Origin of the sequence: Acinetobacter rudis (assembly GCF_031157835.1) — a bacterium.
GTDB lineage: Bacteria > Pseudomonadota > Gammaproteobacteria > Pseudomonadales > Moraxellaceae > Acinetobacter > Acinetobacter rudis_A.
The window spans coordinates 16611-41396 of the sequence record NZ_JAVIDR010000021.1 but is presented as its reverse complement, the minus strand read 5'-3'; the positions used below and the strand labels follow the sequence as shown (position 1 = coordinate 41396).

General features: G+C 39.2%; 23 protein-coding genes. 17 read left to right on the top strand and 6 right to left on the bottom strand.

Going from position 1 to position 24786, the window contains the following annotated elements; translation table 11 throughout:
- Nucleotides 1–196: 196 nt before the first annotated feature.
- The 3 genes from RFH42_RS14410 (at nucleotide 197) to RFH42_RS14400 (ending at nucleotide 3965) form a co-directional block, all read left to right on the top strand.
- Nucleotides 197–1402: an acetyl-CoA C-acetyltransferase gene (locus RFH42_RS14410; RefSeq protein WP_308976469.1), complete on the top strand. Its 1206-nt coding sequence runs from the start codon at nucleotides 197–199 to the stop codon at nucleotides 1400–1402.
- A gap of 11 nt (nucleotides 1403–1413) precedes the next feature.
- Nucleotides 1414–3555 carry a 3-hydroxyacyl-CoA dehydrogenase NAD-binding domain-containing protein gene (locus RFH42_RS14405; protein WP_308976467.1) on the top strand — a complete coding sequence of 714 codons (2142 nt, stop codon included), beginning with the start codon at nucleotides 1414–1416 and terminating at the stop codon, nucleotides 3553–3555.
- A gap of 125 nt (nucleotides 3556–3680) precedes the next feature.
- Entirely contained in the window at nucleotides 3681–3965 is a 285-nt protein-coding gene (locus RFH42_RS14400) for a hypothetical protein (protein WP_308976466.1), read from the top strand.
- A 44-nt stretch (nucleotides 3966–4009) separates the two neighbouring features.
- On the opposite strand, the gene RFH42_RS14395 is transcribed toward RFH42_RS14400, so the two are convergent.
- The 4 genes from RFH42_RS14395 to RFH42_RS14380 all read right to left on the bottom strand — a co-directional run bounded on the left by RFH42_RS14395 (nucleotide 4010) and on the right by RFH42_RS14380 (nucleotide 7317).
- Entirely contained in the window at nucleotides 4010–4438 is a 429-nt protein-coding gene (locus RFH42_RS14395) for a GNAT family N-acetyltransferase (protein WP_308976465.1), read from the bottom strand.
- 19 nt (nucleotides 4439–4457) lie between these two features.
- Entirely contained in the window at nucleotides 4458–5678 is a 1221-nt protein-coding gene (locus RFH42_RS14390) for a class I SAM-dependent methyltransferase (protein ID WP_308976464.1), read from the bottom strand.
- 170 nt (nucleotides 5679–5848) lie between these two features.
- Nucleotides 5849–6358: a DinB family protein gene (locus RFH42_RS14385; protein WP_308976463.1), complete on the bottom strand. Its 510-nt coding sequence runs from the start codon at nucleotides 6356–6358 to the stop codon at nucleotides 5849–5851.
- A gap of 143 nt (nucleotides 6359–6501) precedes the next feature.
- Nucleotides 6502–7317, bottom strand: coding sequence for a sulfite exporter TauE/SafE family protein (locus RFH42_RS14380; protein ID WP_308976462.1), 816 nt, complete (start codon nucleotides 7315–7317; stop codon nucleotides 6502–6504).
- Between the two features lie 99 nt (nucleotides 7318–7416).
- On the opposite strand from RFH42_RS14380, the gene RFH42_RS14375 reads away from it, so the two are divergent.
- The 12 genes from RFH42_RS14375 to RFH42_RS14320 all read left to right on the top strand — a co-directional run bounded on the left by RFH42_RS14375 (nucleotide 7417) and on the right by RFH42_RS14320 (nucleotide 19533).
- Nucleotides 7417–8196: an AraC family transcriptional regulator gene (locus RFH42_RS14375; protein ID WP_308976460.1), complete on the top strand. Its 780-nt coding sequence runs from the start codon at nucleotides 7417–7419 to the stop codon at nucleotides 8194–8196.
- A 232-nt stretch (nucleotides 8197–8428) separates the two neighbouring features.
- A complete protein-coding gene (locus RFH42_RS14370; RefSeq protein WP_308976459.1) occupies nucleotides 8429–9556 on the top strand; it encodes an amidase in 1128 nt (375 codons plus the stop codon).
- Nucleotides 9557–9565: 9 nt separating this feature from the next.
- The gene (locus RFH42_RS14365; RefSeq protein ID WP_308976457.1) at nucleotides 9566–10099 is read left to right on the top strand and encodes a nuclear transport factor 2 family protein; all 534 of its coding nucleotides are present in this window, start codon (nucleotides 9566–9568) and stop codon (nucleotides 10097–10099) included.
- Between the two features lie 27 nt (nucleotides 10100–10126).
- Nucleotides 10127–11404 carry an aromatic ring-hydroxylating oxygenase subunit alpha gene (locus RFH42_RS14360; RefSeq protein ID WP_308976456.1) on the top strand — a complete coding sequence of 426 codons (1278 nt, stop codon included), beginning with the start codon at nucleotides 10127–10129 and terminating at the stop codon, nucleotides 11402–11404.
- Nucleotides 11405–11414: 10 nt separating this feature from the next.
- Complete coding sequence (locus tag RFH42_RS14355; protein ID WP_308976455.1) at nucleotides 11415–11900, top strand: aromatic-ring-hydroxylating dioxygenase subunit beta; 486 nt, start codon at nucleotides 11415–11417, stop codon at nucleotides 11898–11900.
- A 63-nt stretch (nucleotides 11901–11963) separates the two neighbouring features.
- Complete coding sequence (locus RFH42_RS14350; RefSeq protein WP_308976453.1) at nucleotides 11964–12920, top strand: PDR/VanB family oxidoreductase; 957 nt, start codon at nucleotides 11964–11966, stop codon at nucleotides 12918–12920.
- A 126-nt stretch (nucleotides 12921–13046) separates the two neighbouring features.
- Nucleotides 13047–14252, top strand: a complete 1206-nt coding sequence (locus RFH42_RS14345; protein ID WP_308976451.1) for an OprD family outer membrane porin — start codon at nucleotides 13047–13049, stop codon at nucleotides 14250–14252.
- A gap of 27 nt (nucleotides 14253–14279) precedes the next feature.
- Nucleotides 14280–15686 (top strand): MFS transporter, encoded by a 1407-nt coding sequence (locus RFH42_RS14340; protein ID WP_308976449.1) that lies wholly within the window; start codon nucleotides 14280–14282, stop codon nucleotides 15684–15686.
- Nucleotides 15687–15838: 152 nt separating this feature from the next.
- Nucleotides 15839–16738, top strand: a complete 900-nt coding sequence (locus RFH42_RS14335; RefSeq protein ID WP_308976448.1) for a LysR family transcriptional regulator — start codon at nucleotides 15839–15841, stop codon at nucleotides 16736–16738.
- Nucleotides 16739–16903: 165 nt separating this feature from the next.
- Entirely contained in the window at nucleotides 16904–17158 is a 255-nt protein-coding gene (locus tag RFH42_RS14330) for a DUF2798 domain-containing protein (protein ID WP_308976447.1), read from the top strand.
- Between the two features lie 137 nt (nucleotides 17159–17295).
- Nucleotides 17296–17937, top strand: a complete 642-nt coding sequence (gene trhA, locus RFH42_RS14325) for a PAQR family membrane homeostasis protein TrhA (protein ID WP_308976494.1) — start codon at nucleotides 17296–17298, stop codon at nucleotides 17935–17937.
- A gap of 282 nt (nucleotides 17938–18219) precedes the next feature.
- Complete coding sequence (locus RFH42_RS14320; protein WP_308976446.1) at nucleotides 18220–19533, top strand: MFS transporter; 1314 nt, start codon at nucleotides 18220–18222, stop codon at nucleotides 19531–19533.
- Between the two features lie 59 nt (nucleotides 19534–19592).
- Here RFH42_RS14320 and RFH42_RS14315 read toward each other — a convergent pair whose 3' ends face one another.
- Nucleotides 19593–20606, bottom strand: a complete 1014-nt coding sequence (locus RFH42_RS14315) for a metallophosphoesterase (RefSeq protein ID WP_308976445.1) — start codon at nucleotides 20604–20606, stop codon at nucleotides 19593–19595.
- Nucleotides 20607–20705: 99 nt separating this feature from the next.
- Here RFH42_RS14315 and RFH42_RS14310 point away from each other — a divergent pair, with 99 nt between their 5' ends.
- A complete protein-coding gene (locus RFH42_RS14310; RefSeq protein ID WP_308976493.1) occupies nucleotides 20706–22340 on the top strand; it encodes a phospholipase D family protein in 1635 nt (544 codons plus the stop codon).
- Nucleotides 22341–22357: 17 nt separating this feature from the next.
- On the opposite strand, the gene RFH42_RS14305 is transcribed toward RFH42_RS14310, so the two are convergent.
- Nucleotides 22358–23158: a lysophospholipid acyltransferase family protein gene (locus RFH42_RS14305; RefSeq protein WP_308976444.1), complete on the bottom strand. Its 801-nt coding sequence runs from the start codon at nucleotides 23156–23158 to the stop codon at nucleotides 22358–22360.
- Nucleotides 23159–23423: 265 nt separating this feature from the next.
- Here RFH42_RS14305 and hflX point away from each other — a divergent pair, with 265 nt between their 5' ends.
- Complete coding sequence (gene hflX, locus RFH42_RS14300) at nucleotides 23424–24764, top strand: ribosome rescue GTPase HflX (RefSeq protein WP_308976443.1); 1341 nt, start codon at nucleotides 23424–23426, stop codon at nucleotides 24762–24764.
- Nucleotides 24765–24786 lie beyond the last annotated feature (22 nt).

Below are 24786 nucleotides of genomic sequence, written 5' to 3'. Positions count from 1 at the left end.
ACTTCACAAGCTGCATTATTTTCGCTCTAGTTAATTTTCGCCCAAGCCTACTCTGGCTTGGGCGAATTACTTTTTGCTCAGTAAAATGATCAAAACCATCATTTTTGAATAAAATTATCGTCATTGCACTCTTTTTTCCATGTACTACACTGTCATTCACCAGTGATTAATATTTGCGTAATAAAAAGGAAAAAACATGAGCGAGGCTTATATCGTCGATGCGATTCGCACGCCACGTGGTAAAGGAAAAAAAGATGGCGCATTGTATGAAGTAAAACCGATTACACTGCTTACGACGCTACTCCATACATTAGAACAACGTCAAAAATTAGATACTTCGGCAATTGATGACATTGTCTTAGGTTGTGTTACCCCTATTGCAGACCAAGGTGGCAACATTGCCAAGACCGCAGCCATTGCTGCTGGTTGGCACAATGATGTTGCTGGTATGCAAATTAACCGTTTTTGTGCTTCAGGTTTAGAAGCTGCCAATATTGCAGCTCAAAAAATACGCTCAGGCTGGGAAGATTTGGTTATCGCTGGAGGCGTTGAATCAATGTCACGTGTTGCTATGGGCACAGATGGCGGCCCTTGGGCATTGGATCCTGAAACCAACTTTAAGGCTGGTTTTGTACCTCAAGGTATTGGGGCCGATTTAATTGCAACTCTTGATGGTTATAGCCGAGAGCAGGTGGATGCGTTTGCTGTGGCATCACAACAAAAAGCAGCACATGCTCAAGCACAAGGTTATTTTGATCGTTCTATTGTTGCAGTCAAAGATAAAGCCGGCGTGACCATTTTAGAGCGTGATGAGTTTATTAAACCAAACACCACAGTTGAAGGCTTAGCTCAGCTCAACCCAAGCTTTGCCACCATGGGCCAACTTGGCTTCGATGCGCTGGCATTACAACACTATCCTGAAGCAGAAAATATCCAACATGTTCACCATGCTGGGAATGCCTCAGGTATTGTTGATGGTGCTGCACTCCTGCTATTTGCCTCAGAGAAAGCACTCAAACAACATGGTCTTAAAGCACGTGCTAAAGTCCTTGCTACTGCCCTAGTAGGTACAGACCCAACCATTATGTTAACTGGCCCTGCTCCAGCCGCTCAAAAAGCACTGGCCAAAGCAGGTCTAAGTATAGATGATATTGATTTATTTGAAGTTAACGAAGCATTTGCAGCAGTTGTACTACGCTTTATCAACGCACTAAATATTCCTGCTGAAAAAGTTAATGTAAATGGTGGGGCAATTGCTATGGGGCACCCACTTGGGGCAACAGGGGCAATGATTTTGGGCACATTGCTTGACGAACTGGAACGTCAAGGTAAAAAGCGTGGTCTTGCCACACTTTGTGTGGGTGGTGGTATGGGCATTGCTACAATTATTGAGTTGGTATAAGGAGATCAAACATGAGTGCAATTCAATTCAGTAAAAGTCATGATGCAATCATCACCTTAACCTTTGACTCTCCAAATCAATCTGCCAATACCATGAATGCCGAGTTTCGTCAGGCACTAAACACTGTGACACAACAGCTCAAAGCAGAACATACCATTAAGGGTATTATATTGTGCTCTGCTAAAAAAACCTTTTTTGCTGGTGGCGATTTAGACGAAATCATTCAAGTCCAACCTGAACAAGCAACTGAATTCTTTCATATGGTTGAAGAAATGAAAGAGCACTTTCGCTATATAGAAACATTAGGTGTGCCTGTTGTTGCCGCTCTAAATGGTACTGCCCTAGGAGGAGGCTGGGAAATCGCTTTAGGCTGTCACCATCGTATTGCCCTAGAAAACCCCCAAGCCAAATTCGGTCTACCTGAAGTCACACTTGGTCTACTTCCTGGCGGAGGTGGCATTATTCGTATGGTACGCCTACTGGGTTTACAAACTGCACTCCCTTATTTACTTGAAGGAAAACAATTTAGGTTAAAAGAAGCCCTAAACTTAGGACTGATTCATGACACGGCTCAAAATGAAAAATTACTTATTGAAAAAGCCATTGCTTGGATCAATAGTCATGAAAAATCACAACAAGTTTTTGATGTAAAAGGTTATAAAATCCCAGGTGGTGATCCTAAAACACCAGCTGTAGCACAAATGCTTGCCCTTGCTCCAGCAATGCTCAGAAATAAAACCAAGGGATGCTATCCTGCACCTGAAATGATTATGGCTGTTGCTGTTGAAGGTGCTCAAGTTGATCTAGACACTGCACTACGCATTGAAAGCCGTGCATTTACCCACCTTGCTACTGGGCAAATTTCAAAAAATATGATTACTACTTTTTGGCATGGTTTAAATGCCATTAAGTCTGGAGCAAGCCGCCCTACAGGTATTCCTCAATGGCAAGCACGACAAGTTGGCGTACTCGGTGCTGGCATGATGGGAGCAGGCATTGCCTATGCTATAGCCAACAAAGGCATTAAAGTGATCCTCAAAGATATTAGCCTTGATGCTGCTGAACAGGGCAAAGCCTATAGTCAAAAAATTTGCGATAAAAAAATCAGTCAAGGCCGAATGTCCATTGAACAACGAGATCAACTGCTAGCACTCATTCAACCCACAACACTAGTTGAAGATTTAGCAGGTAGTGATTTAATTATAGAAGCCGTATTTGAAAATCAAGCATTAAAAGCAACTGTAACACAAGAAGCAGAGCCATATTTAAACGCCGATGCCATTATGGCCTCCAACACCTCCAGTCTACCCATTACCGATTTAGCTCAAGTCAGTCGCGATGCTACGCATTTTATTGGTTTACATTTTTTTAGTCCTGTAGACAAAATGCAGTTGGTTGAAATCATTAAAGGGCAACAAAGCTCTGCTGAAACTTTGGCTAAGGCCTACGATTTTGTCTTACAAATTGGAAAAACACCGATTGTCGTCAATGACCGTCGTGGATTTTTTACCAGTCGTGTCTTTGCGACATTTGTACAAGAGGGCTTACGCTTACTGGCTGAAGGCGTACACCCAGCTAAAATTGAAATGGCTGCATTAAAAGCAGGCATGCCAGTTGGTCCATTGGCCATTCAGGATGAGGTTTCTTTGACACTCTCTGAACATGTTGCGAATGAAGCGCGAAAAGCACAACAAGCAGCAGGACATGCTGTAGTCAAAAATGCCGCGGATCAAGTGATTGATAAAATGATCCATGAATTTGGTCGTGCAGGAAAAGCAGCAGGTGCAGGCTTCTATGATTATCCAGCACATGAAAAGAAACGACTTTGGTCTGGGCTCCAATATTGGCAAAAAGCGCATGTTGAAGTGAGTGAGCAAGACATGATTGATCGTTTCTTGTTTATCCAAGCACTCGAAAGTTTAAGGTGCCTAGAAGAAGGTGTCTTAACCTCAGTCATTGATGCAAATATTGGTTCAATCTTTGGAATAGGTTTTGCTGCTTGGACTGGTGGCGCGATCCAATTTCTGAATCAATATGGCTTAGCTCAAGCACTCGCACGTACCCAAGAGCTAGAACAGCGCTTTGGTGAGCGCTTTAAAGCACCAGCATTATTGTCCCAACATGTACAAAATCAAACTGCAATTGCTGAATAGACTTATTATGGTCACTCTCGGTCTAGTCTAGGGTGACCATAAGAATACTCGGTGTAATGTGCAACAGTTGATCAAGCTTGTGCTATGATGCTGTCAATATTCACACGCTTTATTTGGAAAAACGCATGAATAATCAAGTCCTTTCTCCTGAAAAATCACCTTGGGGCTGGAAAGCTCTGATCATTGCAACGGTGTTAAGTATTTTATTCTTAGGTATATTTTACTTGGCAATGAGTAATGAACCTGACTATATGCCAAGTAAACAACATACCACCCAACAACATGCGTTTAAGCAACAGCCAACCATGTCAGCAGAAGCGATGGCTGAAGCAAAACAACAAGATCAAGCACGTCAGATTGCTCAAGAGAAGCACTCAGCGGCTCAGGTTGAAGCACACCAAGGGCATTAAACTAAATTCTCACGCTTATACCCTCACAGAGGGTTAAGCTGAGATTAAAAGGCTAAGCTCATGGTAATGTGAGGAATATTACAGTCTAAATAAACCTCACCCTGTTGCTCAAAACCAAGTGCTCGGTAAAACTCAACTGCATGTACCTGTGCAGATAAATGCAATTCCGAACGCCCCTCTCGCTGCGCCTCAGCAATGATGGCCTGCATGATGAATAGACCTAAACCCAATCCCCGATAAGCTTTTAATACAGCAACACGCCCAATACTGTTATCAGCCAACAAACGTGCTGTTGCAATGGCTTGTCCTTCACGATAAAGAACAAAATGCAGTGAAATTGGATCTTGTTCATCCCATTCGTCTTCAGGAGAAATATTTTGCTCAATAATAAAAACCTGTTCACGAATCGCCTTTGCATCTGCTTTTAGCTCAGCCCAAGTTCCCTGTTTTATCTGATCTGTGAATTGACTCATAATTTCATCCGATTTATTTTTAGCACTTTTTACCTAAATCATGCGCCTGCCATTGGTTATTGAGCAATAACTCCAGTGAGTGCTGTTCAATACCATAATGCTGTTTCAGCGCTTGAATTTGGGCAATAACCTCAGCATCGGGTGCACTCATGTCTTTACGCTTAGTTGCCAAAATCATTTTATTTTTACTGGTATGCTCAAGTGCAACAAACTCAAATACTTTTGTTTCATAACCATAAGCTTTTAACAAAAGTGCGCGAATTGTATCTGTTAACATCTCTGCTTGTTGTCCAGCATGAATACCAAATTGCAACATTGGTTTAAGGATTGTTGGACTTTGCATTTGTGGACGTAGCTCTTTATGACAACACGGCGCACACATAATCACTGAAGCACCTAAACGAATACCCGTATGAATTGCAAAATCAGTGGCAATATCACAGGCATGTAAGGCAATCATGACATCGAGATGTTCTGGTTCATAACTGCGGACATCGCCCTGAAAAAACTGCAAGTGTTCAAACTGACTTTTATCTGCAACTTCTTGGCAAAATGCCACCATTTTGTCATTGAGTTCAACCCCAGTCACTTGAGGTTGATATAACTGTTTCTGTAAATAATCATATAATGCAAAGGTCAAATAGCCTTTACCTGAACCAAAATCCACGACATGTGTCGCACGCGATTGCTCAGCTAAAACATCAGTTGCATGTGCAAAAATCTCTACAAATTTATTAATTTGTTTCCACTTTCTTGCCATGCTAGGAATCACTTTTGCCTCAGCATCACATACCCCTAAGTAGTGCAAAAATGGGCTATGTTGGTCTACCCACCGCTTTTTCTCACGGTCATGCGACTGATTCGCTAATGTCTGTTGTGCACTCGACTTATGTTTGTGACATTTTAGCAAGACGCTTTTCTTGGTTCTCTTGAGTTGCCACTCTGCATCAACAGTCAGTAGATTGGCCTGCTTACATTGTGAAAGCAATAAAGTAATATGTGAAAGTGCTTCATCCACTGCATAATTCTGAGTAACATCTTTATTTTTATAGTGATACAACGCACTAATAACAGTTTGTTGCTGTACTTCAAGTAAACGTAAGGTGATTTTTTCCAACTCAACCAAATCACCTTGGTATTGGCTTAAGGTTAAACGTTGCAATTGTTTCGAGGTCAGTGCCTGTGCCACAGCATCTAAAAATTGTTGTTCTTGAACAGAATAGCTTACCTCAGATTGCATAATTCAAACTCAAATCAGGATTGTGCCATTTTAACGCAAAGCTAAGTGATAAAGCATAAGCTTTTAATAAATTCCTGAATGCAAATAAAATAGATGTAGATCAATCAGGCAAAATACCAATAATCTTTACAACAAAATGCCCCCCAATAGCCTCATAAAAATTTAATCATTCAATGCTTGTTCTTTTCTTCAACCAACATATAGACCAAATCGAGCGCTGGACATGGATAACCCATTTGTGTCAAGGCTGCCGTTATTTGTCCCCGATGATGCGTACTATGATTGAAAACATGCAGTAAAGTTGCCGCATAAGGCAGAGATAATTTTTGCCCTGTAGTCGTACAATAATGGAGCTCTTGAAGTAAAAGTGCAGGATCAAGTTGTTGTAAAAAATCCAACCAATTGTGTGAATTTTTCTGCAATGTAGTCACCAGTTGTTGACGATCTTCTATAACAATCTGGTCAAGCGTTAATGCTTCATTACGCCCCTGACTAAAGCGAGCAAACCACAAATAATGTTCACCAACTAAAATATGATTAAGTGTGCCAAAAATACTCTTAAAGAATAAACCTTGATCTTTAAAAAAATCATCATCACTGATGTGTTGTAAATGATCTAATAATTTTTCTGTCGCCCAAACGTTATAACGTGCCAACGTATTAAATGTATTCATATCCATTATGATGTCTCCTTCCCTAATAAAATCTCACAATAAAAATAATAGGCCTAATACAAGCAGCCAAGACAATCATGAAGATCATTCGTCATATCGACAAAACCACTATATATGCCAATAGCCGCCTCATGACATTTTAAATATTGCTATAAAATACTAAAGAGGACCAAAGTTAGTAACACAATATAACCACGCTCATGTGTGCGATTAGATAGTTTATTGCTCCATGGGCCTGCAATCTTCATTCCGATATAACCACCAACAATCAAACATAACAATGCTGGATAATAAAAGTAACCAATAAAATGCGTACCGAGTACTACTGGTTGAAACATATACCCCACAATAAAAGTTATTGTTCCTGCAATTGCCAACGGCATACTCAATGGATTAGCCAAAGCAACAGAAGAAGACATATCTAATCCACAGCGACGAAATAAAGGTACCGTCATTACACTCCCACCTACACCCAATGCAGCAGCTACAGCACCAATAATCACTCCTCCCACACTACGCTCTTGCGTGGTCAACAATCTAGCGCTGCTCTCTTGCTGTTGTTGAGGGTGCTTAATTTGTCGAAATACACAATCAACAATGGTGACAACTAAATACAGAACAAAAGCCCATTTTAAAAAGTTTGCAGACAAATAAAATGAAGCAAAAGTACCCAGCGCAGCGCCTACTGCAATCCAATACGCTAAGGGAAAAATATAAGGCCATTTGAGTTTCCCTTTTTTATACTGTTGATAGCTGGCCAAGGCTGAATTAATAATCATCAATAACAATGAAGTGGCAATTGCACTTTTAAAAGCAAGTTCATTCGCCATACTCCCTGCATCTGTATGTAAACGAATTGTGGTATATACCAGTGGAACAACAACAAAACCACCGGCAAAACCAAATAAGATTGTTAATACACCACTCAGACAACCTGCAACGAGTAATAATAAATACAATTCCATAATGTATTCATCCATTCTAAATAAATTACAGTCTATGGGTTTTTTAACCTGACAATTTTGTTATATTCCGCTTTCAACTACGCCAATCAGACATTCTTTATGCAGCAAATTTCTATACATAGTGTGGAACATTTAGAGCAAAAAATTATTGCGATTGAAACGCAGTATGCCCCTCATCACGTCTTAGAAATGCACAGCCATCAACGTGCACAACTGCTCTATGGTGCCGAGGGGGTTATGCATGTAGAAACACCACAAGGCAACTGGATTATTCCTCCTGAACGTGCAGTCTGGATACCACCTCAAGTGCCACATAAACTCACCATGTTTAATGTAAAAACTTGCAGTTTATATATACAGGCTGAACATAGCCCTCGACACAGTACACATTGTGAAGTTTTAGCTATTTCAGCATTACTTAGACAATTATTATTAACAGCTCCCACCATTAATGAGCCATTTCAACACCGTGATATATTATTATTCGATCTTATTTTAGCTGAACTCCATGCAGCCCCAAGCATCGATTTACATTTACCCTTACCCGAAAATAAAGAACTACTAAACATTTGTCAGCAGTTTTTAAAAGCCCCCAATATTCATTTATCTCCTGAACAAATAGCCGCTGAACTCTATATCAGTGAACGACATTTTAGCCGCCTATTTAAACAACAAGTGGGAATGTCTTTTTCAAAATGGCGTCAACATGCTTGTGTGCTTCTGAGTTTAGAGCGTCTCATGCAAAACCAACCCGTTCAAAAAATTGCCTATGACTTTGGATTCAAAAACCCAGCTGCATTTAGCACGATGTTTCAGCGCATTCTTGCTTTAAGCCCAAGCCGCTACATGCAAAGTCAAAATAATCATTTGAATAAATAGCATTTCAAACACTAAGTTCTGACATTTATATACCATTAATGCTGGCCATAAAATTAAATAACAAATTGATTTTAAATACAAAATTAAAATTACTATATCAAATATTTATAACTCAATACCTTCTATAAGCAGCCATTATTTGTTTAGCACCGACATTCAGACTATAAATCCGAGCGTAGCATTTGGATTTATTCCTTCTGCTCAATAAGTCGTAGATTAACATGGAGTGATTATGACTGTTATTGTGCATCCGCTAGAACTTGGTCAGGGTGAAATTAAAGTCCTTGTCAAAGATAGCATCGATATTGCAAATACTAAAACTCAGGCAGGAAGCCAGGCTTTAGAAGACTCTCCCCTAGCGAGTCAACATGCCGATGTTGTTGAACATATTCTTCAGCAGGGTGGTCGTATTCTAGGAAAAACCAATTTACATGAATTGGCATTTGGAATTACGGGTATAAATCACTATACGGGTACGCCAATTAACCCTTTATACCCAGATTTAATTCCAGGTGGATCATCCAGCGGTTCAGCAGTGGCAGTTGCTGCTGGTTTATGTGATTTCGCTGTAGGCACGGATACTGGCGGCTCTATCCGTATGCCAGCAGCATGCTGTGGTGTTTTTGGTTTAAAACCCACATTTGCACGAATCAGTAGAAAAGGTGTTTTACCCGCTCACTCTTCTTTAGATTGTGTCGGCCCATTGGCAGCCGACATCCCCCATCTCATTCAAGCCATGTCTATGATGGACCCTAGCTTTGATGTAACCGCAGTTGCCGCAGTCGATTTTGCAGATTTAAAACTACGCGTATTAGATGTCAGAGCAGAAACACCAATATGGCAAAGTATTTATGCTTTTTTACAACAAGCAGGCATTCAGCAGCATTCTTCTGCACCTTCACGTTATATAGCTGCAGCCTATGATGCTGCAATGCACATCATTAACTATGAAAACTATCAAGCTTTCAAACACCTAATCCCAAGTGGAAAACTGGCACCAGATGTTGAATCTCGTCTAAAAAATGCAGTGAATAGCAACAAAGAAAATTGTCTGCATGCACAACAAATAGCGGATTTGTTTCGTCAAGAAATTGACCAACTTCTTGATCAGGTTGATGCACTCATTTTGCCAACATTACCGCAGCAAGTACCTACACTTCATCAAATTGAGCATACAACTCAATTACTTCAGCTGACTGCTCTCGTACGACCATTTAACTTGTCTGGTCATCCTGCACTGTCCTTACCTTTACAAACAGCAGATGGCCAACCAGTTGGACTACAAATCATCACCAAACATGGTGAAGATGAAAAATTATGCCTAATTGCAAAACATCTTGTAGCGCAAGCAACACAGTGAGCCAGCAACATGAACATACAAGATATTGTTAATCGATTAGCACAGCTAGAAGCACATAACTCGATTCGTAATTGTATCAATCGTTATATGCAAATCTGCGATCAGCTTGATGCCAATACAGACTTAATGCAGTTAATGGCCTTGTTTGATGCCAACAGTATTTGGGAAGGAATTGGGGAGAAATATGCACAGTCCTTTGGCCGCTATGATTCTTGGCAAGCCATTCATGACATGTTTCTTCGTTATACCCAAGGTCAAACTCACTTTGTTATGAATGCACATTTTGTCAATTCAGAACAAATCGAAGTACACAACGATGAAGCCGACGCAACATGGCAAATGTTGCAATGTTCCAGTTTTCACGACGGGCGCAGCCACTTAAATGCAGCCAAGCTTTCTGTGAAATTTAAACAACAACATGATGGCACATGGAAAATCAAACATTTCCAAACTGAAAACATTTTCAGCCGCCCAGTATCCCACTGGCACAGCACAGCGGAACTACCTGTGCCATCAACACACGTAATTCAGGACCAGTCCTAAATAGGGCCAGTAAAAAGGATGATTAAGATGAGTAATTTAATTCCATTGCAAAATGTCGAAATAGATTATGCCAGTTTGGTACAAAGTGACCGTGTACATACTTCGCTCTATAAAGATGAAAAAATTTTTAACGATGAAATGGAAAAAATCTTTTATAGCACTTGGGTTTGGGTAGCACATGCGAGTGAAATTCCAGATAGCGGTAGCTTTAAAACCATGAATATTGGTACACAACCTGTTGTTGTGGTTCGTGATCGTAAGAAACAGGTGCATGTATTACTTAACCGTTGTCGTCATCGTGCAGCAACACTTTGTGAAGAGAAAAAAGGCAAAACCAATAGCTTTGTCTGCCCTTATCACGGTTGGAGTTATGCACTTGACGGTAGCCTACGTGGTATTCCATCACCAGAAAGCTATGGTCAATGTTTAGATAAGAATGAATTACCCATGATCAGCCTACGTGTTGAACAGTATAACGGGATGATTTTCGCAACATTTAAACATGATATTCCGAGTCTTGATGAGTTTCTTGGACCTGCCAAAAAGTGGATTGATCTTTTCATGAAACAAGGTGCTGGTTTCCCAGTAAAAGTGCTTGGTGAACACCGTTTTACTTTCCCTGGTAACTGGAAAATCCAATTGGAAAATACCACAGATGCCTACCACTTTCCTTTGGTTCACAAGTCTTTTCTAAGTTCTGTAGACGATAAAACCGAAGAATTATTTAACTTTGAAAATCAACCTGGTTTTGTTGAAGACTTAGGTCATGGTCATAGTGTAATGGTCATGATTCCAGAACTAATTGATCTAGAGGAAGATCTTTTAGAACGTCCCATTCAAGAACGTTTCAGTGATTTAGCACAAGCATTACGTGAAGAAGGTCATGAAGAACTTGAGGTACGTCGCATTGTTAGAGCCGTTGGTGGTACTGGCTTTAACTTAAACTTATTCCCAAACATTGCTTGTTCAATGGCTTTTTTCCGTGTCATGCAGCCGCTGTCTGTTAATGAAACCGAAATTCATCACTCTGTAATTACCATGGATGGCGGCCCTCAAATCGCCAATCAACACCGTTTACGTTTACATGAACATTTTCAAGGCCCATTTGGTTTTGGTACTCCAGATGATGCCGAGGCATGGGAACGTGTACAACATGGAGCCAATGCAGGCCATGACCTATGGATCATGTTAAACCGCGGTCTCCCTGGCGAAGTTAAAACAGAAGATGGTTTAAAAAGTGATGTGAGTGCAGAAACGGGAATGCGTGCTGCATATCAGCAATGGAAAAAGTTGATGACGGCTTAAGGAGCGAGCAATGAAGATCGATATTAACCTCTTAAATGAAGTGACAGCCTTTATTTGGACTGAAGCAGATATGTTAGACCATGCTGAATATCAGGCTTGGTTAAATCTATGGGAGCAATCTGGAGCCTATATTATTCCCATTGATCCATTACAAACAGATTATGAAAACAGTCTGAATTATGCCTATGACAATCACCATATGCGTCTGCTACGTGTACAACGTCTAGAAAATGGGGAAGCGATTTCAACTTCACCTAAGGCCAATACTGTTAGAAGTATTTCTCGTGTCCGCGTCATAGAGCAAGAAGATCAATTAATTACTCTTCGCTGCGCACAAAACCTACGTGAATTCCGTAAAGAAAATTTACGTCATTACACTGCAGATGTGACGTATCAATTACGCTACCAGCCTGAAGGTGGTTTCAAAATTCATCGCAAAATCATTCGATTAGTTAACTCAACCGATACTCTTGCTGGAATTAGCTACATTCTATAATTCACAGCTTCTGCTCTGTATAGCCAAGAATGACAATCATGATCTGCTCAAGATGAGAATATGATGAACCAATTATATGAAGTTAAAGTCGCGCAGCGTTATAGCGCAGGACCAGACATTTCGATTATTGAACTTGAATCAAGTTCAAATGAAAACCTGCCTCCTTTTGAGGCAGGGGCGCATATTGAACTACACTTACCCAACGACATGATTCGTCAATATTCACTCTGTCAAGATCCAACTCAACAGCACTGTTATCGATTAGCTATTTTACGTGATCAACACTCGCGTGGTGGCTCGCAATATATCTATGATCATCTCCATCAAGGTAGCCAACTTAAGATCAGTGCGCCTAAAAACTTATTTCCATTAGTGAATTCAACTGAACATCATATTTTAATTGGTGGAGGGATTGGCATAACTCCCCTGATAAGTATGGCATACCAGCTCAAACAGAAGAATCAATCTTTTGAGCTGCACTACTGCGCGCAAAGTTCTGAACAAGCTGCTTTTATTGAGGAGCTACGAAATGGCCCTTTTGCACAGCATGTAACTTTTCACTTCAAAAACCAAGGTGCAGACCATCGTAGTTATTTACAACGTCTTTTCCCCAATTTAGCCAAGTCATCCCACATCTATACTTGCGGTCCTAATCCCTTCATGGATTGGGTCTTTGATCTTGCTCAAACCCATCAGTTCCCAAATGAACAAATGCACCGTGAAATTTTTCAGAATGTCGTGGACTTACATGGGAGTTGCTTTGAAGTTGTCGCACAACGAAGCCAGAAAACCATTGCCGTTGCAGCAGATGAAAGTATTTTAGATGCGCTAGCTAAACATGGCATATATGTTGAAAAGTCATGTGAACAAGGGGTATGTGGCACCTGTATGTGCGATGTTATTGAAGGTTTACCAGATCATCGTGATGTGTACTTAACGGATGAAGAAAAACAGAGCAATGAACAAATTTTAGCCTGTTGTTCGCGTTCACACTCTGACCGTTTAATTTTAGATATTTAATCTTTTTTTCCCGAGTCTCAAAACAGCAATGACTTAACCTCGTTGAGTCATGATATTTAACTAATTGAATGTAGTAAGGATACCACATTGAAATTAACTCAAATATGCACCAGCATGAGCCTTCTCATGCTTGGTTTACCCTCTGCTTACGCAAATTTCATAGAAGATGATCAATTTTCAGTAAATCTGCGTAATTTTTATTTTGATCGCCAATTTTCAGACCCAACAGCAAAGGATATGGGAAGCTGGTCACAAGGCATTATGGCACGTTATGAATCAGGTTATACCGACACCCCAATTCAAGTGGGAGTTGATGCAAGTTTAAAATATGCTTTACGTCTTAGCGACCATAATCAAGAACGTGCAGATACAAACTTACCCTTTGATAAAGAGCGCAATGAACAATATCGAGATTATGCTAAGTATGGTTTAACCCTCAAACTCAAATACAACAAAACTGAGCTTAAGATTGGTGAATTAAACCCCAAAACACCAGTGGTATTTATTGATGACTCACGTCAATTACCCACCTCTTATGCTGGAATTATGCTGGAATCTTCCGAGATTTCTAATTTAAAAATCACGGCAGGACGTATTACCCATATTAATGCACGTAATGACGATCGTTATGAAAAGCTCAGCCTACACGGCCAAAAAAATCGTTTAGAAAGTGATGGGCTCAACTTGGTGGGATTTGACTATAGTTTTAATCCTAATTTTCAAGCTTCATATTGGTTTGGTCAACTTGAAGATATTTACCAACAAAATTTTGTATCTGCTGCATACAAACAAAATTTTGATCAGTTCAAATTTAAACTAGAAAGTAATTACTTCCATAACAAAGAGGAAGGAAAAAAACTTTATGGAAAAATTGACAGTCAAGCTTTGGGGGTAATGGCAACCATTGCAACAGATCATCATACATTTAGCGTAGGTGTTCAGAAAAACTTTGGTGACAGTATATTTCCAACGCTAGCAGGCTATCCACCACAGCCCTATTTACAGGCTTGGTCTAATCTCCCCTTTTATAATCCAGAAGAATTAACTTGGCATGCCAATTATATTTATGACTTTAAAGGTATAGGTATCCCTGGTTTAAAAACCAGATTAAGTTATCACCATGGTAGTGGAATAAAGCGACCCAATTTACTGGATAACACAGAGTCAGAAAAAATTGTGGGGCTCATGTATACCGTTCCCGAAGGCAAATTAAAAGGACTAGGTTTTGAATGGCGTTATACCAAAGCGGACTTCAAGTATGGCGCTCTCAATAATCTAGGTAATGATTTTAAGGAAAATCGATTCATTACCACTTACACCTTTAAATTCTAGTCCATACCCTACGTTAAGGAAGATAGCATGAGTATGCAAAGCGAAAGAATGCAATTTGACTCAAACAAAGTACTGTCTAAAAGTCATTTAAAACGTGCATGGTTGATTACGGTTTTACTGATCATATTTCAAATGATTAACTTTGCCGATAAAGCAGTCCTCGGACTGGTTGCTGAATCAGTTATGTCTGAATTGGGTATGACCAGTACACAATTCGGTTTTATTGGAAGTTCCTTTTTTTTCCTCTTTGCCATATCTGGCATTATTGTAGGTTTCTTAGCAGAGAAGGTTCAAACGCGTTGGCTCATTCTAATTATGGGTGTTAGTTGGGCTATTTTACAGTTTCCAATGCTATTCGGCGGCGGTGCAATGGCCCTCTTGATCACTCGTATTGTTTTGGGTGCAGCTGAAGGCCCCGCTTCTTCTATATCTTTGACTCATGTACAAGGTTGGTTTGAGCCAACAACACGAGGCTTCCCAAGTAGTTTAGTTGCGTCAGGAACCACAATTGGTCCTGTCATAGCTGCACCTATTTTGGCCTATATCATTGCACATCCCGAATTAGGATGGCGTTGGGCATTTGGTTTTCTTGGTCTAGTCGGACTCGTTTGGACAATCATCTGGGCCATGGTATTTAAAGAAGGGCCATATAGTCATTTCAACAAGACCGAAGCTAACGTTGAAGAACAAGTTACACCTGTTCAGGTTGACAAAAACAGCAAGAGTATTGCGAACTATGTTGATCGCTTAGCTCCTGTTCCAATCTTTAAAATCTTTTTCTCCAAAATGTTTATCGCTGCATTTTTGGCTGGTTTGGGTTGTTTTTGGTCATTAGGCTTCCTCACAACATGGGCACCTAAATACATTGCTTCGATTGGTTCTTTTGCGCCTGAAATTATTGCGACCCTCTCAAGTCTACCTTGGATTTTAGGAGCAATTAGTTTAGCTGGAGCAGGCTATATATCACGCGTCATGATGAAAAAAGACTGCACTGTTTATGCTTCTCTTGGCGTCGTCTTTGGAATTTTAGTTTTATGTTCTGGGCTGGCTTTTTATTTCATTCCGCTGTTGCAGGGTAATATTCTGATTGCGCTGATTACCATTGCCGCTGGTTTTGCTATGTGTTTTCCTTTAGCCACCATGGCTGTTGGCTTTAGTGTTTGCTCAAAACAGCGTGCAGCAGTCATGGCAACCTTAGTTGCTAGCTCCTCTATAGGAGGGATTGTTTCACCAACGATGGTTGGATATCTAATGGATTTAGCTGGATATATTCAACCCGCAAAAGGAGTCGCACTTAGCCCACAAATGGCTGAAAATTTGATTATTGGTATGAACCATGGTTTTGAATATATTGGTATCTATATGATTATTGTTGGGGTCATAAGTATACTATTTTTAAACCCAGATTATTTAGCAAAGAAACTCATGTCATAAAATGATTTCAATAAGACCTGATGATTTATCTTCAGGTCTTATATTTATTTAGCCATATCAAAACAAAGTTTAAAATAAATCAAATTAAACCCTATGTTTAAAAATTCCAATTTGCTAACATCATTTTAAAAATCGCTTTCAAAGATATATGCATGGATAAGTTTGATTACAACCTCATCCGAGTACTGTGTACTTTATATGACACTCGAAGTTTAACTTTGGCTGCTGAACAATTACAAATCAGCCAGCCAGCAGTTAGTCAGTTATTAAAAAAACTTCGTATTGCCTATGGAGATCTATTATTTGTACGCAGTAATGGCAAAATGGAACCAACTTTACTTACCAATAAAATTATTCCAAACCTCAAAAAATCAATAGAACTCATTGAGCTATCACTTAACAATCAGGGCTTTAATAACAATCTGCCACAGAAAGAAAATTATATTATTAGTATGTCAGATCTTGCCCAAGCTTACTTTATTCCTCCTCTGTGTATGTTATTAGATCAATCCAATTTAAAAGCAAGAATCACTGTTGTCCAACGCCCACAAGAAGAAATTGAAATGTGTATGCGTGATGGAAAAATAGACTTTGCAATTGGCAATTTTCCAAAGTTAAGTCATCAAAATTTAATGGTTGAAAAACTATTCCAAGATGACTTTGTTTTAATGTTACGTGATGGTCATCCTTTTATTTCAGAAAATGATGAAGTGATTAATTTCAAACAACTACAGTTAGTACAAATTGATACCAACATCACTGGACACTCAGAAATAATTCACCACATTTTAAAAGATTTTGAGTTCAATACCAAAATAACGATTCCGTATTATAGTGCTGTTCCTGACATTATTTGTAAAACAGACTATGGCGTAATCATTCCCAATTCTATTGCCAAACGTTATAACTTTTATAATCAGTTTAAAATTTTTCAAATTCATAATGAATATAATACGATTGACGTTAACTTGTTTTATCACAAACTATTTAAAAATGACTCAGCAATTAGCTGGATGAGAGAAATTATTTTAGAAAACTTCTCAATTAAATAAATTGAAATTTATTGACAAGTAGATTTGTTTAAAAAATAATATGTGCGACCGCTTTTTCATAAAGCCGTAAGCGTTTACGTCAATCAACGCACCAACACTTGTACAGCATTGTTGTACAGGGTCTATTGGTGCATATGTCTGATAGACCAACTTACGGAGCTTATTATGTCTTCTACAATAACTTTTAAAAAACTACCTGCTCGTTTCAATGGTATTGTTATGCCACTGTTACTTTCTATTTTTATGACCTGTATTGTGTCTTGTATCAGCACCTTAAAAAGTCTTGGTTTTGAACATTTTCAATTTCTTTTATGGTTAAGTGCTTGGGGGGTGTCTTGGATCATTGCCTTTCCAAGTTTATTGTTGGCTCTACCCGTTGTAAAAAAACTCACTGCATTATTCGTTACACAACCAAGTTAATTTAATCAAATCCAAAGCCAGTACAATGTGCTGGCTTTTCAATTCAACTTGTAAACAACAAACAGTCACAAAAAAAGCTTAACCTATTTTATAAAGCATATTACTATACAAGTGTATTTTTAATGAGTCATCCTGCTATGACCGTATCAAACACCTTGGATTACGATCCACGAGAAGAAAAAATCAATACATTAAGCCATGCTCTTGGTGCAGTATTGGCTATTGTTGCTGGCATCATGCTATTACTGAAAGGATATACGCTTGGTGCAACCCAACTTCTAGGCCTAATCGTCTATGCTGCTAGTATGGTGCTGCTGTTTTCTGCATCAACTTTGTATCACCATTCACGTGATGAGAAAAAACGTCAATGGTATAAAAAACTAGACCACACGGCGATTTATTATTTAATTGCAGGAACCTATACCCCTTTTCTCACTATTGCTATTCCTACAGCAAAAGCACAATATTTACTCATTGCTCTATGGCTAATTGCTGCTTTGGGCACATTATTTAAATTAGTATTTATTCATCGCTTTCAAAAGTTATCACTGGTTGCGTATCTCGCAATGGGTTGGTTAGCAGTACTCTTAATGGATGATATGCGACACTACTTAAGTGCAGATTGTTTAAAATTACTTATTGCAGGTGGCCTTGCTTATAGTATTGGTGTCTTGTTTTATGCTGCAAAAAAAGTAAGATATACCCATGCAATTTGGCATATTTTTGTATTGGCAGGCGCTGGATTACACTTTCTTTCGATCTACCTCTACATTATCTGATCCTTTTTGGTTCATCGCAGCGACCCTGCACCGCTCCAAAGGCTCACATGCCGTTGTTTTTTTAAAAAATTACGCCTTTTTTAAGAAGATTCCGCTAAAGAGCAGGGTTGTCTCAACTGTTCTGTACCTACGATCACGTCTAGAGTCATGTCTATTGCTCAGCAATCAAGACCTGCGTTTAAGATCTGATCTGGAATTTTCCTTCTTAAGAAATGAATATTTATGGAAAAATACAGAACGACGGCCCTTATCATTCAACTTCAATAGAGTGTAAGGTCAATCATGGCGTCAACGACTTTAAACAATCAATCTCAAACACCCACCAACTCAAAGGCACGCGTGCTCTTTGCCAGCTTGGTCGGCACAACAATCGAATTTTTCGACTTCTATATCTATGCAACTGCAGCGGTCATTATTTTTCCGCACTTATTCTTTCCTGCAAGCACAGACCCAACCACAGCAACGATTCAATCTTTAGCTACATTTGCAATTGCCTTTATTGCTCGTCCAATTGGCGCAGCTTTATTTGGACACCTTGGCGATAGAATTGGACGTAAAGCCACACTGGTTGCAGCACTTCTCACTATGGGTATTTCAACTGTATTGATTGGTCTACTCCCAACCTATGGCCAAATTGGCCTTGCTGCACCATTATTACTTGCACTTTGTCGTTTGGGCCAAGGGCTTGGCTTAGGTGGTGAATGGAGTGGTGCCGTATTATTAGCTACCGAAAATGCACCAGAAGGTAAACGTGCTTGGTATGGAATGTTCCCACAACTTGGTGCACCACTTGGTTTTATTTTGGCAACTAGCTCATTTTTAATATTGGGTGCAGTCATGTCAGAACAAGACTTTATGACTTGGGGTTGGCGTATTCCATTTATCTCTAGTGCGCTTTTGGTTATTGTGGGCCTTTATATTCGTTTAAAACTACATGAAACCCCAGCGTTCCAAAAAGTATTAGACAAACAAAAAGAAGTGAATATTCCGTTCAAAATCGTGGTAACTCAACATTTCCCTATGCTGGTACTGGGTACAATTGCTGCAATCTGCACATTTGTTGTTTTCTATCTTACCACTGTCTTTGCATTGAACTGGGGAACAACGCATCTAGGTTATGCACGTAGTGAATTTCTAGAACTACAATTAATTGCTACCCTATGTTTTGCTGCATTTATTCCTCTCTCAGCAATATTTGCGGAAAAATTTGGCCGTAAAGCAACATCTATTGGTGTATGTATTGCCTCGGCTTTATTTGGTTTGGTATTTTCAAGCATGCTCGAATCAGGCAGTACATTGATGGTATTCCTATTCCTTTGCACAGGCTTAGCCTTGATGGGAATGACTTATGGCCCAATTGGTACAGTACTTTCCGAGATTTTCCCAACATCTATTCGTTATACTGGTTCTGCCCTAACCTTTAACCTTGCTGGTATTTTTGGTGCTTCATTTGCACCTTTAATTGCAACCAAGCTAGCAACCGAATATGGTTTATATGCTGTAGGTTATTATCTTACTGCTGCTTCTATTTTATCTTTATTGGCTTTCTTGATGATTCGAGAGACCAAACATGATGATGTAAATAATCAAATATAAATCTAATAGACATCTCCCCCACACTTCTTTGTAGCATAGAGGTGTGGTCTATGATTTATTTAATACACTTCAATAATATCAATGTTTGGTGGCACACAAAAACGTAATGGCACACCGACCATACCAATGCCTACAGTCACAAAAACATCTGCGTTTTCATGCTGATATAATCCACGTTTATGTCCTAATATGGACACTTTTTTCATAATATAATTCGTTAACCAAGGCAGTTCCACCTGTCCACCATGTGTATGTCCAGATAACATCAATGGACGTGTAGCCAGCTCAGGCACCATATCAACCGTATCTGGATTGTGTGACAAAATAATCCAAGGTTTATCTTGCGGTAAATCTGGCATATCACGCATATCGGTTTTACCTGCCCATAAATCACCAACACCAATTAAACGAAATTCGTCAAATTCTACAATTTGACCTTCAATATCAATGACATTATTCGAAACAAATGCTTGATGTAATAAATCTAAAATCGGGGGGCCAGGATATTGCTCATCATGATTGCCATTAACCGAGTAGACAGGTGCATGTATCTGTTTAAGCACCGCCATTTCTTCAACTAACTTATTTTCAGGCTCATAAGTCCAATCACCAGCAACAACAACAATATCTGGATTTTGTTGATTAATTTTAGCTACAACTTGTTTTAATTGTCGTTCATGGCCTGAAAATAAACCAATATGCAAATCAGCAATCAAGGCAATGCGAACTGGTCGTTTAAAGCCTTGATCTGACTCACTCAATTTATAAGGCACATGTTTAACACGGATTAAATGTGGTTCAATAAAACGAGCATAGATCAATACGCTACTTAACAAAAAAACAAAGACTGATTGTTTAATTGAAAAGATCTGCAACCATCCTGCATATAAACTATATAAAATTAATGGAAATAGTAAATAAGACAGGTAAAATGCCAACAGATGGACAAAGGATTTAAAAGGATGAATCGTTTCCGTACGAGATTGACTTCTCCAAGCTTGCACCACACCCCATACGGCGAGTATTGCAAAGCTTAAGTAAAAGTACAAAGTTACAGAATTTGTTGTCCACATAAATGATCTCAAAATATTTTAGTTACAGTGCGTGTTGCAAAGTACTTTACCGTCAACCTTATTCAAATGCAGTTTAGCCAAGCCCAACGCGAAGATATTATGCCTTTAAATACCGATTTAACCTGTGACAAAAAGCAATTCAACAACAAAGTCACCTATAGGCACTTTCACTTCGCTCTGTTCATTAGCAGCATTACATTGTTCGGATTGCCAGCGTGTAGCACCTTGCCCAAACAAACACCACTCAGCCCAGAATATGTCTATGATACGGATACTGACCAAACCTCTTTAGCACAGATCATTGAGCCACTCAAAGCACAACATCCAGAGCTTACAGGCTACCATGTGTTATATGACCCTTTTAAAGCCTTTGCAGCACGAATTCAACTTATTGATCGAGCAGAAAAAACTTTAGACCTACAATATTATATTTGGGATAACGACAAAATTGGTGCTTTGGCACTCTATAAAATTATTCAGGCTGCTGATCGTGGCGTAAAAGTTCGCTTGCTTATTGATGACAATAATGCTCAATCTATGGAAGCCGTCTATTTGGCTTTAGATCAACATGCCAACATTCAAGTACGACTTTTTAACCCCTATCGTTTTCGTCAATTACGTCCGATTGATATGGTCCTAGACTTAAAACGTATTAACCGTCGTATGCATAATAAAACCTTTACAGCAGATCACCAAGTCTCCTTAATTGGTGGTCGTAATATGAGTGATCATTACTATAATCTTAGCGATAGTTATCAATTTTCTGACGTAGATGTCATGCTTGTCGGGCAAGCAGTCGAAGATATTGGTGATTCATTTGATCAATATTGGAATGACAGTTATTCCTACCCTGTCTTAAGTATTGTGAATCCAAATCAGAATACGCTGCGTTATGAAGGACTCAAGCAACAACTCATTCAAAACTATCAGCAAGAAAGTGTACAAAACTACTTAAACATTAGTAATCGTTCGAATGATTTTAACCATTGGTTAGAACAACATGATGAATGGGAATGGGTCAAAGCAGAAGTTGTTAAAGACTCTCCAGATAAAATTCGTGCTAAAGCCAAAAAAGAACAACAACTTAACTTTCAGCTCCACAATCGACTCAATGCCCCAAACCAAGATATCGACTTAATTTCTGCTTATTTCGTCCCTGAAAAAAGTGGCACAGAAAGAATTGGTCAACTTTCACAAGATGGTGTGCATGTTCGTATCTTAACCAATTCATTTAAAGCCAATGACGTCTCATTGGTTCATGCTTTTTATGCAAAATATCGAATGGACTTACTGAAAAGTGGCGTAGAGCTGTATGAGTTTCTTCCCGCACTTTCAGATGAGCAACTGACAGAAACCACCAAAGATTTATCTAAACAAGCCAAAATCAATTTAAAGGGTTTAAGCCGTTCAAGTTTACATGCAAAGCTCATGTCAGTTGACAACAAACAAGTCTTTATCGGTTCATTTAACATTGACCCTCGTTCGGCTTATCTAAATACAGAAATCGGTGTCATCCTAGATAGTCCGCCATTGGCAACAATGGTTCATGAAACAATTGATCAGCATATTAACCGCTACGCCTACAAGCTAGTACTTGATGATCAAGGTAAAATAACGTGGCAGTTACAAACAAATAATGCCACCCTGATTTATAACAAAGAGCCTAGAATCAAGTGGTGGCAAAAAGCAGGCTTAAAAATTATTTCCTGGTTACCTTTAGAGGGTTTTATGTAACCCTCTTAAACCAAGGCCTATTTCAATACTTGTTGTTGTAACTCAGCAAGTCCAGCAATCATTTTTTGCTGAACCTCTTCAGTTAAACTTTCTACGGTATGCCCTGCAACTGAAATTGCAGGTAAGACCTTCAGATGCGCTGTGACTTTTGGCATTTTAAATACAGCCAATACATGTTCTGCAAAACTGGTTTCACCAATAAAGGGTGCAACCATATCCAACTCACCAGCCTTATTTACATAGCAAATCAGGCAGATTTGTACTGGTTTGTTGGCCTCAATTGCTGCCCCCAATAAACGACCATGTACTTTTTTAATTTGTGTTCCATCTGTGGTTGTTGCTTCTGGGAAAAAAAGTACTGGAATATTTTGCTTTAGAAATTCTGTAATTTGCTCACGAATTTTAACTGAGTCACCTGAACCTCTATGAATAAAGAGTGTACCGCCCCCTTTTGCCAAAGTCCCTAATAAAGGCCAACGTTCAACTTCCCCCTTAGCGAGGAAGAAAACCCGTGCTCCAGAGCCAAGTACTGCAACATCTAACCAAGATATATGATTACTCACCCATAAAGCAGGCTCACGAGGCACTTCTCCATGTACGTTCAATTTAATATTGAATACATCACATAGACGGCGACAAAAATATTGTACATAACGCGTATTATTTGGATTGTTTGGCTCTTTATATAATTGGTGACGATACACCAAATAGAAACCTTCAGATAACACCACTGTACTTGTTAATAGTTTTTTACTATAGATAAATAATTTAGATAAGGTACTCATTTTGTGAGTATTTACAGCTGTGTTCTGAGTCATAAAGTTTCACTAAGCAAGAAATTACATCAACTTCTGGATTTTACTAGCATATACAACAAAAAGAACTTGTAAAGCATTCCAAAATAGCAAGCCACTTCAATTATTTTGCGACTTAAATAGAGTGAGTTAAATTAAATTTATATATCATCACTGTACTACGACATCGTTTTTATTATATTTTTTCGCTTTTATTCAGACATTGTCCCCTTCTGGAATTTTTTACTTCATAATGTCACATTAACACGTTAAGAGAGTTTGGGTCCCTGTGGAATACTTTGATCGATATCAAGGTGGTGAGCGTGCCATCTTAGTCAGTGTAGCTGTGCAAATGTTAGAAGACTTAGACACAGAAGAATTTCGATTATTAGCAAAATCTGCGGGTGCTGAAGTACTGCAACATGTAACTGCTCAAAGAGCTAAACCTGATCCCAAGTTATTTATTGGCTCTGGTAAGGCTGCTGATTTGGCTGAGTTGGTTCAGGCACATGAAGCTGAATTGGTTATTTTTGATCATGCCCTCAGCCCAGCTCAGGAACGTAATCTTGAAAAAATTGTACAGTGCCGTGTGATTGACCGTACCGGTCTAATTCTAGATATTTTTGCCCAACGTGCGCGTACTCATGAAGGTAAATTACAAGTTGAATTGGCCCAACTGGAACACCTCTCTACACGTTTAGTTCGAGGCTGGACTCACCTTGAACGACAAAAAGGGGGCATTGGCTTACGTGGACCAGGTGAATCACAACTTGAAACTGACCGTCGTTTGCTCCGCATCCGTATGGGACAGCTCAAAGATAAACTTGAAAAAGTGAAACAAACACGAACCCAAGGCCGCGCTGCGAGACAAAAAGCTGATATCCCAACTGTATCTTTAGTTGGTTATACCAACGCAGGAAAATCAACCTTATTTAATTTACTTGCAAATTCCGATGTTTATGCAGCCGATCAATTATTTGCAACCTTAGACCCAACCCTACGTCGACTCAACTGGGATGGTATTGGTGCCCTAGTCTTGGCAGATACCGTAGGTTTCGTTCGTAATCTACCTCACTCTCTCGTAGATTCATTTAAAGCCACATTAGAAGAAACACTTGAAGCAACACTCTTACTTCATGTCATTGATAGCAGTAGCCCTGACTGCATGGAGCAAATTGATGCTGTTGAAAGCGTTCTTAAAGAAATTGGTGCTGATGTTGCCACATTGAGAATTTACAACAAAATCGATCAAAGCCACGAAGACGCTAAAATTATTTATGCAGCACCACACCAACCTGATCGCGTCTATGTTTCTGCGCATTCTGGCCAAGGCATTGATCTACTACGTCAAGCTGTACAAGAATGTTTACTTGGTCAAATCCAAAACTTTGAACTCAAGCTTAAACCTGTATATGGCAAGCTACGTACCCAATTATATGCTCTCAACGTCATCCAATCTGAACAATATGACGATGAGGGCAACTTGTTACTAAGCATTCGTATGGCTCCACATAAATTAGAACAATTGCTTCGACAACAGCATTTACCCTTAACCGATATTCTTGGTCAAGCAGCAAAAATGTTCGAACGTCCATTGGAAGCATTTGAAATAAAAGATGAGATAAGTTAAAACCTGTATTGAACACATTACA

Coding starts and splice junctions, on each gene's coding strand:
- RFH42_RS14410 (WP_308976469.1), top strand. CDS start 197: ATGAGCGAGGCTTATATCGTCGATGCGATTCGCACGCCACGTGGTAAA.
- RFH42_RS14405 (WP_308976467.1), top strand. CDS start 1,414: ATGAGTGCAATTCAATTCAGTAAAAGTCATGATGCAATCATCACCTTA.
- RFH42_RS14400 (WP_308976466.1), top strand. CDS start 3,681: ATGAATAATCAAGTCCTTTCTCCTGAAAAATCACCTTGGGGCTGGAAA.
- RFH42_RS14395 (WP_308976465.1), bottom strand. CDS start 4,438: ATGAGTCAATTCACAGATCAGATAAAACAGGGAACTTGGGCTGAGCTA.
- RFH42_RS14390 (WP_308976464.1), bottom strand. CDS start 5,678: ATGCAATCTGAGGTAAGCTATTCTGTTCAAGAACAACAATTTTTAGAT.
- RFH42_RS14385 (WP_308976463.1), bottom strand. CDS start 6,358: ATGGATATGAATACATTTAATACGTTGGCACGTTATAACGTTTGGGCG.
- RFH42_RS14380 (WP_308976462.1), bottom strand. CDS start 7,317: ATGGAATTGTATTTATTATTACTCGTTGCAGGTTGTCTGAGTGGTGTA.
- RFH42_RS14375 (WP_308976460.1), top strand. CDS start 7,417: ATGCAGCAAATTTCTATACATAGTGTGGAACATTTAGAGCAAAAAATT.
- RFH42_RS14370 (WP_308976459.1), top strand. CDS start 8,429: ATGACTGTTATTGTGCATCCGCTAGAACTTGGTCAGGGTGAAATTAAA.
- RFH42_RS14365 (WP_308976457.1), top strand. CDS start 9,566: ATGAACATACAAGATATTGTTAATCGATTAGCACAGCTAGAAGCACAT.
- RFH42_RS14360 (WP_308976456.1), top strand. CDS start 10,127: ATGAGTAATTTAATTCCATTGCAAAATGTCGAAATAGATTATGCCAGT.
- RFH42_RS14355 (WP_308976455.1), top strand. CDS start 11,415: ATGAAGATCGATATTAACCTCTTAAATGAAGTGACAGCCTTTATTTGG.
- RFH42_RS14350 (WP_308976453.1), top strand. CDS start 11,964: ATGAACCAATTATATGAAGTTAAAGTCGCGCAGCGTTATAGCGCAGGA.
- RFH42_RS14345 (WP_308976451.1), top strand. CDS start 13,047: ATGCTTGGTTTACCCTCTGCTTACGCAAATTTCATAGAAGATGATCAA.
- RFH42_RS14340 (WP_308976449.1), top strand. CDS start 14,280: ATGAGTATGCAAAGCGAAAGAATGCAATTTGACTCAAACAAAGTACTG.
- RFH42_RS14335 (WP_308976448.1), top strand. CDS start 15,839: ATGGATAAGTTTGATTACAACCTCATCCGAGTACTGTGTACTTTATAT.
- RFH42_RS14330 (WP_308976447.1), top strand. CDS start 16,904: ATGTCTTCTACAATAACTTTTAAAAAACTACCTGCTCGTTTCAATGGT.
- trhA (WP_308976494.1), top strand. CDS start 17,296: ATGACCGTATCAAACACCTTGGATTACGATCCACGAGAAGAAAAAATC.
- RFH42_RS14320 (WP_308976446.1), top strand. CDS start 18,220: ATGGCGTCAACGACTTTAAACAATCAATCTCAAACACCCACCAACTCA.
- RFH42_RS14315 (WP_308976445.1), bottom strand. CDS start 20,606: ATGTGGACAACAAATTCTGTAACTTTGTACTTTTACTTAAGCTTTGCA.
- RFH42_RS14310 (WP_308976493.1), top strand. CDS start 20,706: ATGCCTTTAAATACCGATTTAACCTGTGACAAAAAGCAATTCAACAAC.
- RFH42_RS14305 (WP_308976444.1), bottom strand. CDS start 23,158: ATGACTCAGAACACAGCTGTAAATACTCACAAAATGAGTACCTTATCT.